Consider the following 16,554-nt stretch of genomic DNA (forward strand, 5'->3'; position numbering starts at 1 on the left):
AGATGTGTATAAGAGACAGTCCCTACACTTTCATACGTTCAGAAACAATGTGGGAGTGTTTCATCCACCCTGCCACTCCCACTCAATCGACTAAAAAAGTATCCATTATGAAAGGAGTCCTTTAATATGTCGGAAACAGAACGTCACCATCTTCAGACCGTAACTCATAATCGACGAGTGTATTCAAACGTTGCGTTATTGTGATGGTGCACTCAAATTCGATTCCAGGGCCGTATGGTATATCCGGACGTAGACGCGTCTCATACGATATGTCATTCACATATATGTCGATATCACGGGCTTTTGCCCCATTATTGACGACGTAACACGGACCCGTCTCTGTTTTATATTGAGCGTTCGCTCGGTCATACGTATCAGGGACTGTCATGAATAACACGAGCACCAGCAATAGCATAGATCCGATAGACGCAAACAGCTTACCTAGTTTCCTCTCTTGTCGCCATTGCACAAAATACATGAACGCCGCGCCGACAAGTGCGAGCGTGATACACCAAAACCCAATCAAATCAACCAAACTTCTCACCTCACCTTTTCTTTACGAACACTGCCGTACAAAGTTTCATCACTATTTCATTTTCAAGGAGACTGTCATGACCCAATTTCTAAAATTACAAACTATCTCCATCTTGCTCGCGGTTTTACTTTTTTTGAACATTCAACTGCTCGCCAACAGTGGCCGACTCTTTTTGAGGATTGGTGATGCGTACATGCTCATCATCGTTACAATCGGTCTTGCCTCACTCACCTTGTTCACACGTGTCATCATCAAACGTTTTAGGCATCTTGAACCTTCCACTTGGAACTTATTCCTTTACGTCCTGTGGCTCCCCTATTTAGTGCTGTTGACCTATGTCTGGACAAGAGTCGTCCCCGCTCCGAATGAAGCGGCATGGCCAAGTCCAGCCGTCGGGCTCTTGATGATTGCCCTTGCGTTCACATTCCCGCTCTATGTGTTCATCGTCCATATGATTGCTCGATCTAAACAACCATCGACGTAACAAAAAAACGTGCGCGACCAAAATCGGTCGCACACGTTTTTTTAAGATAACTCCTGCCTCCGTTTCTGCCACGCCACGAGCAAGATGCTGATGATGACGAGCAGAAACCACGACGACAGTTTGCCGAGGTCAACGAGCGCCCAGCCGCTCAACTGGTTCGGATACGCCCACCCGTTATAGAACGTGACGATATTTTCTGCGAACCAGATGAAGCAGGCGATTAAAAAGAAGGCAAGGACAACGGGCATCGTGAAGCGGCGGTCGTCGAGCCGATACGTGACGATGGCACGACCGAAGACGAGAAAAACGAGGCCGATTAACACCCAGCGCAAATCGACCCAGACATGGTGCCAAAAGAAGTTGAAGTAAATGGCAATCCCGAGGCCAAACGCAATGAGCGGCGGTGGCATCTTGAGAAATTCCAAATCGAGTCGACGCCACGACTGGACGACGTAGCTACCGACGCTCGCATACATGAATCCCGCATAGAGCGGGACGCCAAACCATTTCGTCAGCGCTTCATCGGGATAACTCCACGACCCCATCTGGACTTTGAACAGCTCGAGGCCGAGCCCGATGACGTGGAACCAACTAATGACTTTCACTTCTTCCATTGTCTCGAGCCCCGTCTTGACGAGCACGACTTGGACGAACAGACACCAAATGAAGAGGACGTCGTAGCGCGGAATCGGGAAATCGAACCATTTCGTCAGCGCGAGCGCACCGAAGATAGCGACTGGAAAGATACAGCTGAGCGCCTGTTCGTAACCAAAGATGAATAAATATCGTATGCGTCGCACGGAATCACCTACAATTCGATGTATTCATAAAGAAATGACGACTCGCCATCAAAAAAGCGTGGGTCATATAAGCCGAGCCGCTCGTCATCCTCGACGACGACCACGAACGGAGACCACTGTTTGAGCGTGATCGCTTCTTTATTCCTGTCGAAGAGCGGATTCAAGTCGGCATCGTCCGCACTCGTCAACTCGTATTGGACTTCGGGCTCTTGATAGACCGAATCACTGAAAATCGAAACCGACTCTTCCGTCTTCGTGATGACGGTGAACTGGGTCGGGATGAACGAGGCCGACAGCGCCACCTCGTCGTGATTGGCGGCATACGACTGATACAAGTAAGCCCCTTGCGCACTTTGAACCAAGACGTGCACAACGATGGCGGCCCAGGCGTAACGATACACCGTATGCCGGACGTCCGCTCGACGTGCAATCAGCCAGGCGACTAGGAAGATGCCCCAATAGACGAAATCAACGATCGGGATGACGCCGAACGTGACCCGGACATCCGATAACGGTTCGAAGTAGCCCGTCCCCCAGGCGTTGAACAAGTCCGCCGTGTTATGGATGAACACGGACAAGAGTGCCCACCAGAAGTAACGGATATCGGTCACCTTGAACAACAGGCGTACGAGTATGTAAATGAGTAGCGCGAACAACGGGACGAGGAAAATCGAATGGGTGATGCCGCGGTGCCACATCTGATACATCCCTTCCGTGTCCCAAAGTCGCGAGATGACGTCACTGTCCGGGATTTGACTCCCGACAAGCGTCGTGACGAACAAGGCCCGTTTTTCGTTTGTTTGTAAGTCTCGCTTGTCGGCCGCCCCGTAGAGCGTCAGACCGAACAGCGTATGGGTGATGGTATCCAACGGTCTCCTCCTTTTGGACGGAAAAGACATCCCCTCATGACGAGAAGGATGTCCGTCCTAGCTTATTTCTCTTGGTCCATTTTCATGGCGCGTCTTGCGACGACGGCGACAAAAATGACAGCGACAATCGGAATGATTAATGGCATCCAATCTAACATCCGCCTGTCCCCCTTCTACAAGTGTCGCAAGCAGTATATCATATCTTCAATTCAACCGTTTCAGTGAATGCTCGCCTTCGCATATCGTTCGGCCATCGCCTCGATTGTCTCGCGCATATGGTCGCGAAGCGTGATCGGTTCGAGCACTTCGACTTGCGTGCCGAGCGACAACAGCCAGAAGACGAAGCCGTCAGATACGGCCGCATCGAAGCGGATCAAGAAGCGGTCACCGTCTTGCGTGATTGAGACGTCTTCACCGAGCTTGTCAAAGATGACCGGGAGGACCCGCTCATCGACAGTGAGGACGATTTCCTCGTCGAGTCCGTTATACATGTTGAACGACTTTTGGAAGTAGTCGTCGGGTAGATGATGCTTCAAACGCGGCGTATCATCCTCGACAATCTCTGAGTTGACGATGCGGTCGACGCGATAGTTTCGGATTTCCCCGATCGACTCATCGATGCCAATCAAATAATACTGCTCATGATTCCAGTGCAGGTCAATCGGATTGACGACGTAACGTTCGCCGTCACGGCGGAGCGGAAACGTCCGCTTCGTGGCGTCAAAGCCGACGACGTCCGTGTATTGGAACGAGATCGCCTTTTGTTCCTGAATCGCACGCTGAATGCGATCGATATGATATGGAATCTGTCCATGTTTCTTCTTCGGTGTCTTGATGATCGACTGGAGCGTCTCCGCTTCCGGGATGCTCGTCAGTTTTTGAAGTTTCTCGACGATGCGCTCTGTCACGTCCTCCGAGATGAACTTCGCCGCGACGATGGCGTCGACCATCATCCGGAGCTCATGGATTTCAAACAGACGGGCCGAATGCCAATATTTTTTGGCGAGGCCGTTCTTCTCAAGCTCATCCTGCACCTCGAACCCCGAATCGGTCAATGCTTGGATGTCGTCTTTCACTGATTTTTTTGCTAACTTAGAAGTATCTCCGATAGTAGATAAATATTCGAGCAAGTCTTCTAACGTCTTCGGATGGTTGTCATCTGTATGGCGTTCGAAAAACCGTCTCACCTCGAGTAACCTTTCTCGGTTGTTCACGGTTTAATCCCCTTTCACTTCTTTATGTAAAATATGTATAAACAGACAGTAGCATGTTATTTCCATGAAATAAAGGTATTTTCCATTACAAATCGTTTAAGGAGGCCCTTCTGCAGTGAAACATTATGCACACGTCAACGGCACGAAAATCGAATATATGGACCGCGGTCACGGTCCGGTCATCGTCCTGATTCATGGGACCCAATCGTCAAGCCTCGAACCGTACCATGTGGACCGGCTCGTCGTGTCCGGTTTTCGGGTTATTGTCCCATCTCGTCCGGGCTACGGTGAGACGCCGTACTCATTTTCGGCCTCGCCGCAAGCGTTCGCCGCGAACTTACGTCGTTTGCTCGAAGTGATGTCGATTGAGCGTTATCACGTGTACGGCATCTCGGCCGGCGGGCCGACGGCAATCGAACTTGCGTCACAGAACGAGCACGCGCTCAGTCTTACGCTCGCGGCCGCGGTGACGAGCGTCGTCGATTTCCCGTATCGTCGTTACGTAAGCCGTAACGTCGCCCAACCGGCGTTCATCGCGCTTCAGTTTGCGATGAAACAGTTCGTCGCCCGCGCCATTCAAAAACAACCGTTCGAGGCGACGGCCCGCATGATTCAATCGACGAGCCTGCTCGCACTCGATGTCATCCGCGACGAAGTGACCCCGTACGATATCTTCCTATTGAAACGAGTCGCGAACCAAATGGCGTTCGGTCTCGGTGCCCAGTTCGACCTTCGACAACAAGTGGCCGATGAAGCGCTGCTCGGGGTGACGTGCCCGACGTATATCGTCCACTCTAAAAATGACAAGGCCGTGCCGGTCCGTCACGCACATCACGCGAAGCGGCTCATCCCGCACGCCCAGCTCACCATCTTGAACAGTCCCGGCCATTTGATTTGGATCGGCCGTCAAGCGCGAAAGAGCGAACAACAGATTGAGCGCTTTATCCGCTTTAACTCGTAAGACGCCGATGCGGGCGTCTTTTTTAGTCGCCTGACTCGAGCAGTTCAATCAATTCCTCCGTCACGTCAGCCGGGAGGCGGTACCCGACGTTCGTGTCGTCCGCATCGTAAAGGCTACTGACCGATTTCGGATCATCGTTGAGCCAAAGATAATAGCGGTCCGCCTCCCCGTCCTCGAAGCGGATTTCGATATCGTATTCGGGCCCAACCACATTGGCGACACCGGGAAGTTCGTCTGCCTCACGCAGCATGTCTTCGAACACTCGAATCGATTCCGATTCGTCGAACGTGACGATATCGCGCTCTTGAAAACTGCTGAATCCGTCCGATTCCGAGACGCGGACTTCTTCAATCCCATCCGTCCGGAAATCGTTCGAGGCACAACCGGTCAAGGTAAGTGATAATGTGACGAGAGCAAAGACTGATGTATGTCGATGTTTCATAAAATAGACTCCCTCTGTCTGTACATGGTTGATATACGTGATTCAAGCAAGTAAAGTTTCACATTCCACGTCACTCGTTCACTCATCCAACCCAAGCACTTGAATCAACTGGTTCGTCATGTCCCTCGACACGCGATAAATGAGATGCGGATGCGTCACATCCATCAAAAAGCTCGGTTGATGTTTCTGTCCGAGCCAAAGATGATACTTTGCCATCATCCCGCCCTTCCAATGAAGCTCCAAGTCAAAGTCCGGTTCCTCGTGAATGGAATCTTCGAGCGCATCATCTGCATTACGCAGCATGTCCGCGAACGGTCTCACTTTTTCGATTCCATTGAACATGATGAAATCCGTCTCATTGAACGAACCAATTCCTGACGACTCAGCAACTCTCGCTTGAATCATCTCTTCTCTGTTCAACTCATTCTCCTCTGAGTTCATAAATGCTTTGAACATCGCCGTAGCCCCCGTGAAGATTGCCCGATCCAGTTTCATGTACTTCACCCCATTCTTGTTGCTCATTATCTTTTTACGAAAATCCAGACGAAAAGTTTCACAAATTTTTACATACTATCAAGAAACTCGTAACACACGCTTTCTGATGCGCTCTAAAAAAATCGGCAACAAGTTCAATAGGATCGAAATGCTGGTCAAGACCCACCACGCCCGTCCCATACCTGGGATGACATCCGCCAACGCAGCCCAATCCTCCCCTTCGACCCATACTGATAAATAGCTGTAGTCCGCGCACACCGTGAGCGCTGTCAGCGACAACGCAATCGCCATCGGCAACTTGTAATCTTTCCCGATGCTGAACGTATACAAATTGACCAGTGTCGCGCCAATCGCCAGTACTCCTAAAATCATCCACATCGTCAAATCGACTCCTGCCATTAAAATATGTAAGTTATTACCTATTGCAAGAATACCACAAGCGCAGGAGGAAGCCGTTGACTTTTCACGACAACAAAAAAGCCGAGCCGAAGCTCAGCTTTTCCTTATTGGTACGTCCAACCGGTCAGGCTCGCAGTCGCCCCTTCGTAGCGCAACTGTTTCTCGAGCTCGCTCGGGAAGACGCGGAGCGTGGCGACCGCTTCACCGTCATTGACAAAGCATTCGACACTCGACGAGTCGACGAACACGTGGAGCGACGTCACGGCAATCGCTTTTGTCCGTGTCGTGCCATACTCGGTCGCGAACGGCTCACCTGCATTTGTACGATCGATCGTCAACTCGCCTGCCGTTGCGTCGTAACGAATGACGAGTGACTCATCTTCAACTTGCAACAATTCGAGGCTAAAGTCCGACCCATCCGTTTTCATCTCCAGTTCGTACCGGTCCGGTGTCGCGACGCTGACTGACGTGCCGGACACATCGAGGAATGTATCTTGGCGAAGCGTTGTCATCTCCGCCACCGGACGCTGCTTGAGCAATCCGTCCTCGATTGTGAGTACACGCGGTAACGTCAAGGCGTGGGCCCAACCGAAGCGGTCCGTCGGATACCCGATTTCAGGGAGTCCCATCCAACCGACGAGGACGCGTCGTCCGTCCTGTTCTGTCGTCTGTGGGGCGTAAAAATCAAAACCGAAATCGAGCTCCTCGAACGCGCCGTGTGTGAACGTCAACGTTTTAAGGTCGAGCTTACCAATCAAGAATCCGGACTGATAGATGTTTTGATAGTGATGCCCATCCGGTTCAATCCCTTGCGGCGAGAAGATGAGGACGTGCTGTCCATTCAGTTCGAACACGTCGGGACATTCCCACATGTAGCCGAACCGTTCGAGTCCCGTCTTGATTTCACCGAGGAACGTCCACTCGTCCAAGTCGATCGAGCGATACAACACGACGCAACCCGTCTCGTCCGTGCGTTGTGCGCCGACGACGGCGTAATAGGCACCGTCCTCGAGCCACACTTTCGGGTCACGGAAATGTTCCGTGTACCCGGCCGGCACGTCCGGAATCGCGACGTTACGACGTTCGATCTTTCCATCCCGTAACACGCCAATCACTTGCGAGGCGTGACGCGTCCAGTCATCCGTCCGGTGATTGCCCGTATACATGACATGGAGTTCTCCGTCTTTCACGAACCCGCTGCCTGAATAGGCACCGTGTGAATCTTCGGTCGTCTCCGGGACTAACGCCACCCCGCGGTCTGTCCACGTGACGAGGTCGGGTGATGTGACATGATACCAGTGTTTGAGACCGTGTACCGGTCCGAGCGGGAACCACTGATAGAACATGTGATATTCCCCGTTGTAATACGTGAATCCGTTCGGGTCGTTCAGGAGTCCCGTCGGCGGTTGGATATGGTATCCGAACCGCCACGGGGAAGCTGCCGTCTTCGTGCGGAGCGTCTCCATCTCGAGGGCACTCACGTCACGTAACGAGCGGTAACGCTCTGCCTTCGTCCAACTCATAACATCACTTCCTTTTTCTTATGCTGCTTGTTTGACTGCTTCTTTTTTCGCTTGGCGTTTCGCAAGCACGAACGTCAATCCGAAGGCGACCGCGAAGGCGATGGCCATACCGATGATATACGAGACGATCGACGCTGGTGCGATCGAGATGATCCCTGGGAGACCTGCCGCACCGAGGGCGACGGCGAGGACTTCACGTCCAACGATGAACGCCGAGGCGATCCCTGAACCGATGATGGCCGCGATGAACGGATAGCGTAGTTTCAAGTTGACCCCGAACATGGCCGGCTCGGTGATCCCTAATAATGCCGAGATACCAGATGCCGAAGCGACACCTTTCATCTTCTGATCACGTGTCAAGAAGAAGACAGCGAGTGTGGCCGCACCTTGTGCGACGTTCGACATAGCTGCAATCGGGAAGATGAACGATCCACCCGTGCGTGCGATATCGGCGAGAAGTTGCGTCTCGATGGCGATGAAGCTGTGGTGCATCCCTGTGATAACGATCGGTGCGTACAAGAGACCCATGACTAGACCGCCGAAGAAGCCGAGTGAGTCGTACGTCCAAACGAGACCGTCAATGATCAAGTTACCCGCTTCGCGTGTGATCGGTCCGACGAAGGCGAACGTGACGAACGCTGTAATGAGGAGCGAGAGGAGCGGTGTGAGCAAGATATCGAGTGATGCTGGCATGAATTTACGGATATTGATTTCAAGTTTCGACAAGATATAAGCAGATACGAGGACCGGTAACACTTGTCCTTGGTAACCGAGCTTCTCGATCTCAAAGCCGAGAATGTTCCAAACCGGGATATCGCCGACCGTTGCTTGGGCGTAGGCGTTGACAAGATCCGGGTGAACCATGATCATCCCGAGCGCGGCGCCAAGGTACGGATTCCCCCCGAACCGCTTGGCGGCGGAGAACCCGATCAGGACAGGTAAGAAGACGAAGGCGGCGTTGGCGAACGTGTTGATCATCGCGGCGAGATCGGCGATGCCTGGGTACTGATCGATGAGTGAGCTGCCGTCGAAGAACAAATCAGGTGCCGTGAGCAAGTTGTTGATCCCCATCAAGAGACCGCCGGCGACGATGGCCGGGATGATTGGGACAAAGATATCCGATAACATCTTGACGAACTGTTGGAGCGGGTTACCTTTCTTCGCGCCGGCCGACTTGACGTCGCTTGTCGACATGTCGCCGAGCCCTGTCAATTGGGCGAATTCGGCGTACACTTTGTTGACCGTGCCTTGTCCGATGATGATCTGGTACTGGCCACCGGTCGAGAACGTTCCTTTGACGACGTCGAGGGCGTCGAGTTTCTTCTCATCGACTTTCGATTCGTCGTTCAAGACGAGACGGAGCCGGGTCGCACAGTGGGCCGCGGCGGCGACGTTGTCTTTTCCGCCGATCGCCTCTAAAATCGCTTCTGCTTCTTGTCTGTAGTTCATGCTGGTTTCCCTCCTAGCGTTTCAAGCACGCGTTGTTGTGTTGGTATGGCCGGAATCGCGCCGTATGCCGTGCACGTCAAAGCGCCGGTCACGTTTGCGTATTCGATGTCCTTCAATAAGCGCTCGTCATCGATTCCTAGAGTCGCTAAGCGATACAAGTAGGCGCCGACAAAGGCGTCACCTGCTCCCGTCGAATCGACGCTTTCAATTTTCACTGAAGCGATGACCTCTTTGACGTCTTTCGTCGCAATCAGCGTCCCGCGCGAGCCGAGCGTGATGGCGATTCGTTTCGCACCCGCTTCAAGAAGCGACGCGATCGCTTCGTCTAAATCGTCAAGCCCGGTCAACAAATGCGCTTCTTCCTCGCTCAACTTGACGAAGTCCGCTTCGGCGATGAAATGGAGCGAATCTTGTTTGAACGCCTCGAGGTCGGCCACGAGCGCGTCACGATAGTTCGGGTCGAACGAGACGAACAGGCCGTCACGCTTGGCAAACTGGAGCAGTTTGAAGTAAGCATTCTTTAACTCACCATCGAGGAGTGCCGTCGCCGATCCGAAATGAACGATGTCTCCAGGCTTGAAGGCCGACATGTCGATCGACTCGAACGCATAATCGCCGTCACTGCCGCGGCGGAACGTGAAGTCTCGTTCCCCGTCAGCTTGAATCGAGACGAACGCGAACGTCGTGTCACCTTCCTCGACCAGGTTCTCGACGCCGACGCCGTTGTCGACGAGCGTCTGTTTTAAAAATCGTCCGAACGGGTCTGCCCCGACTTGACCGAGGAAACTCGAATTTCCTCCGTGTTTACTGACGACCGCCGCGACGTTTGCCGGTGCGCCCCCCGCTTTCTTCACGAATGTCGTCCCGTTGACGAGGTCGCTCGACGCATCCTCACAAACCCAATCAATCAATAGTTCACCAATGCAATGTACGGTGTTCATCCGTCCACCTCCATGTCTAAATGTGTTGCTCGAAGTATCTGTCGAACCGGTTCCAAAAACGAATAAAAAAATGTTGCGGAACCGGTTCCGCAACACAAATGTAATCGATTTATTTTAAAATGTCAACGCTTTCTCGCAGTTTTAATTCAAAAGATGTGAACGTTTTCATCGGGATGGTCTCACCAGATAACAATTGGATAATCATGTCAGCCGCCCGAGAGCCGGTTCGACGGTATGGAAGGTGCACCGTCGTAATCGACGGATGGAGCACTTCGGTGAAATCATATCCGCCGAATCCGCTCACCGAAATATCCACCGGCACCGACTTGCCTCCATTGGCGAGCCCTTTCAAGACGCCGAGGGCGATGTTATCGGTCGCACAGACGATGAGCGTCGCGTCGTCGGTCGCCTCGGCGATCCGTTCCCCGATCGGGATGGCATCCTCGATTTTGAATGTCGTCGTATGGGTCGTTACGTTCGCGCCTGCTTCTTTGAACGCGTGCAGAAAACCATCGCGCCGTGCCTGTCCGACGGCAATGTCGTACGGACCGACCCCGACATATAAGACGTCACGGTGACCCCATTCCATGAACTGCTTACCGAGGGCGAACGCCGCGTCGAAATCGGGATAAACGAGGCTATGGACGTGTTCATGCTCTTGACCAAGCAATAGGACCGGGATTTGGATGTCTTTGATCGCCTGCAAGTGCCGCTCCGTCACGGTCGTCCCGAGCCAGATGATGCCGGCCACTTTCTGTTTCGCCAAGTTATAGAGCTGCTCGATCTCGCGTTCGGTCTGTTGGGCCGTGTTGACGACGAGCATTTGATAACCGCGCTCGGTCAATCGCTCGTCGATGCCCATTATGGTGCGAGAAGCGGCATAGGAATCGAGCCGCGGGACGATGACACCGATCATTTTCGTCTGTTTCGACTTCAGGCTTTGTGCGAACTGATTCGGTTCATAATTCGTCTCTTCGATGACACGCTCGATTTTCTGACGCGTCGCCTGCCCGACCGAGCCGCCGTTCAAATAACGGGAAACGGTACTTTTCGCGACCCCGGCCAGTTTGGCGATGTCATTGATAGTCACTTGTTTCATTTCAAAACCTCCATACGAAAAAACTGACGCGTCAGACGCTGTCAGTTCAGTGGTTGATCACGTATCGCTTTTTAAAGTTTAAATAATAAAGGCCGTTCCGTTTCTCGAACCCATTCTTCTCGAGCACACGGCGCACCGCTTCCTGATGCGGGCTCGTCGGCGGGATGCCGGCGCGGACCGTATGCCCTTCTTTCAAATCGGATTTCTCGAGCGCGAGGCGAAGCCCTTCAGTCGCATAACTCTTGTCTTTGAACGGGTCGAACACCATCAAGTCGAGCTGATAGACGCGAGCCAGTTTTAAGAGCAACACTTTTCCGACGACTTGACCATCGACACGGAGGTCGTAATAGAAGTCCTCCCCATAGCTATGCGCGTCGGCCGAATACACCTGCTCTTCGCCCATCTCGACAAAGATGCCTTTTAATTCTTCAGCTGAGATGCCGTAAGAACTTTGACCGTATTTTTTAAAATGCTCATATTCGATCTCATCAATCTGACGAATAGGTTGACGCACGATTTCCATCCCGTGCCCTCCTTAACAGTTATCTCATTGTCTTTCCACACCCATTATATACGAACGGCGCCGTGAAGCGCAAAAGATAACCGAAATCAGACCGGTTCGATGTGAATGTGGACCGAATCGACGGCGTGATGTTCGTCGAGTTCTCGCTCGATATCATCACACAAATCGTGCGCTTCCTCGACGGTGAGACTACCTTCGACGGCAATCGTCACATCGAGCATGACGTGGTTTCCGAGATGACGCCCCTTAATTTCACGCACTTCCTTGACGGCATCGAAGTGTTGAATCGTCTCTTCATAGGAATCAACGAGGTCCGGTGGGAATCCGTCGGAGAGCTGATGTGTCGCATCGAGAAAGATTTGAATCGCGGTCCGAATAATCATCCCGGCGATGAGAACGGCGAGCACCGTATCCATCCACGGCAGTTTAAAGTAAGCGAAGAGGACACCGAGCGTCGCCCCGATCGAGATCATAGCGTCGGCAAGGTTATCTTTAGCGGCCGCCTTCAAAGCGAGCGACCGGGTCTTTTTAGCCAAGTTGGAATTGTACGCATACACGCCGAACATGACAAGCGCACTGACGAACGCGACGACGGCGGCGAGCGGGTTCGGTTCGACGTATTCACCACCGACCAAGGTAGCGATGCTGTTCAATAAGACGAACACCCCGACGGCAACCATGATGAGCGAGGCGACGAGCGCGGCGAGCGTCTCCATCTTGGCATGGCCGTATTTGTGTTCGGCGTCTCGGGGCAGTGCGGCGATGCGGATGCCGATATAGACGGCAATCGATGCGATGATGTCGGTCGTATTGTTGAATCCGTCGGCAAGGACGGCCTCTGAATTATAGATAGAACCGAAGACGACTTTTAATACGGATAAGACCAAATACGTCGAAATCGATAAAATGGCGCCTTTGAGCGCTTTTGGTGGATGAGTTGTCGACTGCATCCGACCACCTCCTTTTTAGCTAAGTCAGTATACCAGTTGAGATTCATGTGGGCATAGAGAAACAGTGTTTCCCGTAGCCAATAAAAATGGAATATATTCCCGGTAGTTTCGTTGTTCAAAAATTATGGTAAAGTAAATGGGAAGAGACAATAGGGTTATCCCCATAAAAGAGGTGAAACAAATGTTTACAGAACGCGATGGAATCAAGCTTCGTTTGGAACAAATTGACAGATTACTCGCTGATTTGAACCGAGAAGCAAAACAATTGATGGCTCGTCTACGCGAACTTGACGCGAGCGGTGAAAATCCGCATGAAGTGACGCTCAAGCCGGAAGATCGCGATACGCTCAGATCGTCAATCGACGAGACGCTCGAGGCGCTCCAAAGCCGCTCGAAACGCCCGATCAACCCGAACGACGAGAAGAAGAAAGAACTTGCCTCCCATAAGGCGCTCATCGAGGAGTTATCGGATTTACTCAGCAAGAAAAAATGAGACGCCTCCGCGTCTCATTTTTTCAGTAAGGAGATACTATGGCCTATATCGTTACGACTTGTTTACGCCCTACCGAGGCGGTAATCGCACGTGCCAAGGCACATGCGGCTACTTATAGCGTCCGTTTCGTCTCTCGGGGCAAACATTCCATCGACACGTTAAAGCAACGCCACCAGACAGGCATCCTCGTATTTGATAAGCGCCGTGTCGAATATACCCCGCCCGACGGAGATGAACCGTTCTTCTTCCATCCATCGAGCTCGGTGTTCCGCGTGAAGCAGCTTGCTCGCGGCGGGAACGACCCGCTCGTCGACGCCGCCGCAATCGGACCAGGTGATCGCGTCCTCGACTGCACGCTCGGGCTCGGCTCGGACAGCATCGTCCTCAGTCACGTCGTCGGGCCGACTGGTCGCGTCGTCGGACTCGAGAGCGAGTTTGTCACGGCAATGCTCGTCAAGGAGGGGCTAACCGTTTGGGAAGAAAAAGAGCCCGCCATTAATGAGGCGATGCGTCGACTCGAGGTCGTTTGGACGGATGCCCTCACCTATTTAAAGACATGCCCGGACGATTCGTTCGACGTCGTCTACTTCGATCCTATGTTTGAAAAGACGATTTCCGAATCGGTTCACTTGAACCCATTACGTTCTCTCGCCAACACGAATCCACTGTCTCTTGAACTCATGACGGAGGCCCGTCGTGTCGCGGCTAGACGGATTGTCCTAAAGGCTCATTTTGAGAGTGAGACGTTCGAAACGTTTGGTTTTACAAGGATTATTCGTAAAACGTCCAAATTTCATTACGGCATCATTGAAGTCGAGACTCGACTCCCTTAGGTCTTTAGGACCAACAGGGACGAAAGTCTCTTTTTAAAGTTATTATTTTCTGAATATTGACATTAATCTGACGCAAGTTTAACGTTGGATTCAAGCTCACACAATTTCCCATTATTTTCACAGGAGGTTAGTACAAATGAAAAAACGTTCCATCCGTCGCACGACGCTCGCCGTGGCGCTGACATCGGTCATGAGCATCAGTGCAATCCCGGCCGTCGGTGCCGCTCCACTCGCCGCTTCACCGTTACCAACCCCAAGCAATACCGCCCCATTCGATCACAACATCATCGATGAGGACCGTCTCGCCAAAGCACTCGAGAAACGCGGCGTCATCAAAAAAGGCCTTTCGGCGACTGAACGCCAAAAAGCCGTCGATGCTTATATCGAGAAGAAGCAAGGCAACGCGAAAGACGTTCATAAGCATGACGATGAGTTAGACGAAAAAGCAACCAAAGCGAAAGAGAAGATACATAACCAATTCGAAAAAGAATCGAAACGTCTCCTCGACAAAGCAAAAAAAGGGCAAGCGAACTATCGAAAAGGCAAGCCAAACGGCCAAGTCAAAGTCGACCCGGCCAAGCAGGCTGGCTATAACGGCGCCGTTCGTGAAGACAAAGTCCTCGTCCTGCTCGTCGAGTATAGCGACTTCAAACATAATAACGTCGTTCAAGAAGAAGGTTATCTGTATAGCGACAATTTCAGTAAAGAACACTACGAGCAGTATATGTTCGGTGACGAGTCGTTCGAATTGTTCAACGGCGACAAAGTCCAGACGTTCAAACAATATTATGAAGAACAGTCGGGCGGCAGCTATACGGTCGACGGTACCGTCTCTGATTGGTTGAGCGTCCCTGGGACAGCGAAAGATTACGGCGGTGACAATCCGGCCGGCGGGAATGACAACATCGGGCCGGGTCCGCGCCAACTCGTCAAAGACGCGTTGAACGCAGCGGTCGCCTCTGGCGTCGATCTTGCCGAGCACGATCAATACGACTTGTATGACCTTGACGGTGACGGCGACTTTAACGAGCCGGACGGCTTGGTCGACCACTTAATGATTATTCATGCCGGTACCGGCCAAGAAGCGGGTGGCGGGGTCCTCGGTGACGACGCGGTCTGGTCACACCGTTGGGTATTAAACGGGGTTTATCCGGTCAACAATACAACGGCAGCAGTCCCATACTGGGGCGGTAAAATGGCGGCCTACGATTACACGATTCAACCGGAAGACGGCGCAGTCGGCGTCTTCGCTCACGAATTCGGCCACGACCTCGGTCTTCCTGATGAATACGACACACAGTATACTGGCCAAGGCGAACCGGTCCAATCATGGTCGATTATGAGCGGCGGCAGCTGGGCTGGTAAAGTGGCAGGTACGGAACCGACGAGCTTCTCGCCACAAAACAAAGAGTACTTCCAAAAACTGATGGGCGGTAACTGGGCAAATATCACGGAAGTCGACCTTGAAGACATCACACAACAAGGTTTCGTCTCGAAACTCGATCAGTCGGTGACGAAATCGACGAACCCCGGATTGTTGAAAGTGAACCTTCCTGACAAGAAAGTGAAAGGCATCGATCCAGCATTCGGGAAGTATTACTACTACTCGACAAAAGGCGATAACTTGCATACCGAACTCGCTACACCGACGGTCAAACTCGGCGCGGACGGTACACTTGCATTCGACACGCGCTTCGATATCGAATATGACTACGACTACTTGTACGTGAAAGCACTCAGCGGCGGCAAAGAAGTCGTCCTTGACGTCTATGGCGATGACAATACTGGAAACGGTGCGGAATCGACGAACGGCGCTTGGGTGAACAAATCGTATGACTTGTCTCAGTTCGCTGGTCAAGACGTACAAATCGTCTTCGAATACGTGACAGACGGCGGACTTGCCCTTGAAGGGTTCGCCCTCGACAACTTGTCGATCACGTCAGGTGGCCAGTCACTTCTCGCGGACGATGCGGAAGGCGCTGAAAAAGTCACACTCGACGGTTTCGTCAAGTCGGATGGCTATGACACGAAACCGCACTACTACTACCTCGAATGGCGCAACCATGAAGGCGCTGACACAGGTCTCTTGAACGGCCGTGGCGTCAAGTACAACACAGGTCTCGTCGTCTGGTATGCGGATGATTCGTTCTCAGACAACTGGGTCGGCATCCATCCGGGTGAAGGTTTCCTCGGTGTCGTCGACTCGCACCCTGAGGCACTCATCGGCAACTTGAACGGGAAAGACACAGTCACAGGTAGCACGCGTTACCAGATCGCAGACGCGGCGTTCAGCTTAGACAAGACGCTCCCTTGGTACATCGATTCACCGAGCCGTGGAATCTATGACTACAAAGCTCAACCAGGCGTGAAACAGTTCAACGACGCCAACACGTACATCAACTCGCTCATCCCGGATGCGGGCCGTAAACTGCCACAGTACGGTCTCGTCGTCGACGTCGTCGGCGAAGCGAAAGACAACTCGGCTGGAGCTGTTTGGGTCCGGACGAAGTAAGCTTGATTCAACGCACCCCCGCCCTTCTCACC

18 protein-coding genes are annotated in these 16,554 nt (G+C 52.5%); 5 read left to right on the forward strand and 13 right to left on the reverse strand.

The window, feature by feature from the left end; genetic code table 11:
* Positions 1-121: 121 nt before the first annotated feature.
* Positions 122-544, reverse strand: a complete 423-nt coding sequence (locus tag DPV68_RS13665) for a hypothetical protein (protein WP_157964195.1) — start codon at positions 542-544, stop codon at positions 122-124.
* A 67-nt stretch (positions 545-611) separates the two neighbouring features.
* Here DPV68_RS13665 and DPV68_RS14880 point away from each other — a divergent pair, with 67 nt between their 5' ends.
* Entirely contained in the window at positions 612-1,019 is a 408-nt protein-coding gene (locus DPV68_RS14880; protein WP_157964196.1) for a hypothetical protein, read from the forward strand.
* 41 nt (positions 1,020-1,060) lie between these two features.
* On the opposite strand, the gene DPV68_RS13675 is transcribed toward DPV68_RS14880, so the two are convergent.
* From DPV68_RS13675 to DPV68_RS13685, 3 genes are all read right to left on the reverse strand, one after another.
* The gene (locus DPV68_RS13675; RefSeq protein WP_114167341.1) at positions 1,061-1,819 is read right to left on the reverse strand and encodes a DUF817 domain-containing protein; all 759 of its coding nucleotides are present in this window, start codon (positions 1,817-1,819) and stop codon (positions 1,061-1,063) included.
* An 8-nt stretch (positions 1,820-1,827) separates the two neighbouring features.
* On the reverse strand, positions 1,828-2,688 hold the full coding sequence (locus DPV68_RS13680; protein WP_114167342.1) for a metal-dependent hydrolase: 861 nt from the start codon (positions 2,686-2,688) through the stop codon (positions 1,828-1,830).
* A 218-nt stretch (positions 2,689-2,906) separates the two neighbouring features.
* The gene (locus DPV68_RS13685) at positions 2,907-3,902 is read right to left on the reverse strand and encodes a helix-turn-helix transcriptional regulator (protein ID WP_114167343.1); all 996 of its coding nucleotides are present in this window, start codon (positions 3,900-3,902) and stop codon (positions 2,907-2,909) included.
* A gap of 115 nt (positions 3,903-4,017) precedes the next feature.
* Between DPV68_RS13685 and DPV68_RS13690 the strand changes: the two genes are divergently transcribed.
* Positions 4,018-4,863 carry an alpha/beta fold hydrolase gene (locus DPV68_RS13690; protein WP_114167344.1) on the forward strand — a complete coding sequence of 282 codons (846 nt, stop codon included), beginning with the start codon at positions 4,018-4,020 and terminating at the stop codon, positions 4,861-4,863.
* A gap of 22 nt (positions 4,864-4,885) precedes the next feature.
* Here DPV68_RS13690 and DPV68_RS13695 read toward each other — a convergent pair whose 3' ends face one another.
* The 9 genes from DPV68_RS13695 to DPV68_RS13735 form a co-directional block, all read right to left on the reverse strand.
* A complete protein-coding gene (locus DPV68_RS13695; RefSeq protein ID WP_114167345.1) occupies positions 4,886-5,305 on the reverse strand; it encodes a YhfM domain-containing protein in 420 nt (139 codons plus the stop codon).
* A gap of 78 nt (positions 5,306-5,383) precedes the next feature.
* Positions 5,384-5,800 (reverse strand): YhfM domain-containing protein, encoded by a 417-nt coding sequence (locus DPV68_RS13700; protein WP_114167346.1) that lies wholly within the window; start codon positions 5,798-5,800, stop codon positions 5,384-5,386.
* Positions 5,801-5,878: 78 nt separating this feature from the next.
* Positions 5,879-6,178 (reverse strand): hypothetical protein, encoded by a 300-nt coding sequence (locus DPV68_RS13705; protein WP_114167347.1) that lies wholly within the window; start codon positions 6,176-6,178, stop codon positions 5,879-5,881.
* A 125-nt stretch (positions 6,179-6,303) separates the two neighbouring features.
* Positions 6,304-7,722, reverse strand: coding sequence for a sucrose-6-phosphate hydrolase (locus DPV68_RS13710; RefSeq protein ID WP_114167348.1), 1,419 nt, complete (start codon positions 7,720-7,722; stop codon positions 6,304-6,306).
* 18 nt (positions 7,723-7,740) lie between these two features.
* Positions 7,741-9,171 (reverse strand): sucrose-specific PTS transporter subunit IIBC, encoded by a 1,431-nt coding sequence (locus tag DPV68_RS13715; protein WP_114167349.1) that lies wholly within the window; start codon positions 9,169-9,171, stop codon positions 7,741-7,743.
* Positions 9,168-10,112: a carbohydrate kinase family protein gene (locus tag DPV68_RS13720; protein WP_114167350.1), complete on the reverse strand. Its 945-nt coding sequence runs from the start codon at positions 10,110-10,112 to the stop codon at positions 9,168-9,170. Before DPV68_RS13720 ends, DPV68_RS13715 begins: the two co-directional genes overlap by 4 nt.
* A 109-nt stretch (positions 10,113-10,221) precedes the next feature.
* On the reverse strand, positions 10,222-11,211 hold the full coding sequence (locus DPV68_RS13725) for a LacI family DNA-binding transcriptional regulator (protein ID WP_114167351.1): 990 nt from the start codon (positions 11,209-11,211) through the stop codon (positions 10,222-10,224).
* A gap of 46 nt (positions 11,212-11,257) precedes the next feature.
* Positions 11,258-11,734: a GNAT family protein gene (locus DPV68_RS13730; RefSeq protein ID WP_114167352.1), complete on the reverse strand. Its 477-nt coding sequence runs from the start codon at positions 11,732-11,734 to the stop codon at positions 11,258-11,260.
* Positions 11,735-11,820: 86 nt separating this feature from the next.
* Entirely contained in the window at positions 11,821-12,684 is an 864-nt protein-coding gene (locus DPV68_RS13735; RefSeq protein WP_114167353.1) for a cation diffusion facilitator family transporter, read from the reverse strand.
* A 181-nt stretch (positions 12,685-12,865) separates the two neighbouring features.
* Here DPV68_RS13735 and DPV68_RS13740 point away from each other — a divergent pair, with 181 nt between their 5' ends.
* The 3 genes from DPV68_RS13740 (at position 12,866) to DPV68_RS13750 (ending at position 16,522) form a co-directional block, all read left to right on the forward strand.
* Complete coding sequence (locus tag DPV68_RS13740) at positions 12,866-13,177, forward strand: TroA family protein (protein ID WP_114167354.1); 312 nt, start codon at positions 12,866-12,868, stop codon at positions 13,175-13,177.
* Positions 13,178-13,215: 38 nt separating this feature from the next.
* Positions 13,216-14,010 (forward strand): class I SAM-dependent methyltransferase, encoded by a 795-nt coding sequence (locus tag DPV68_RS13745; protein ID WP_114167355.1) that lies wholly within the window; start codon positions 13,216-13,218, stop codon positions 14,008-14,010.
* Positions 14,011-14,146: 136 nt separating this feature from the next.
* Positions 14,147-16,522: an immune inhibitor A domain-containing protein gene (locus DPV68_RS13750; protein WP_114167356.1), complete on the forward strand. Its 2,376-nt coding sequence runs from the start codon at positions 14,147-14,149 to the stop codon at positions 16,520-16,522.
* Positions 16,523-16,554: the final 32 nt, after the last annotated feature.

The organism is Exiguobacterium sp. TNDT2, from assembly GCF_003331145.1.
GTDB lineage: Bacteria > Bacillota > Bacilli > Exiguobacteriales > Exiguobacteriaceae > Exiguobacterium.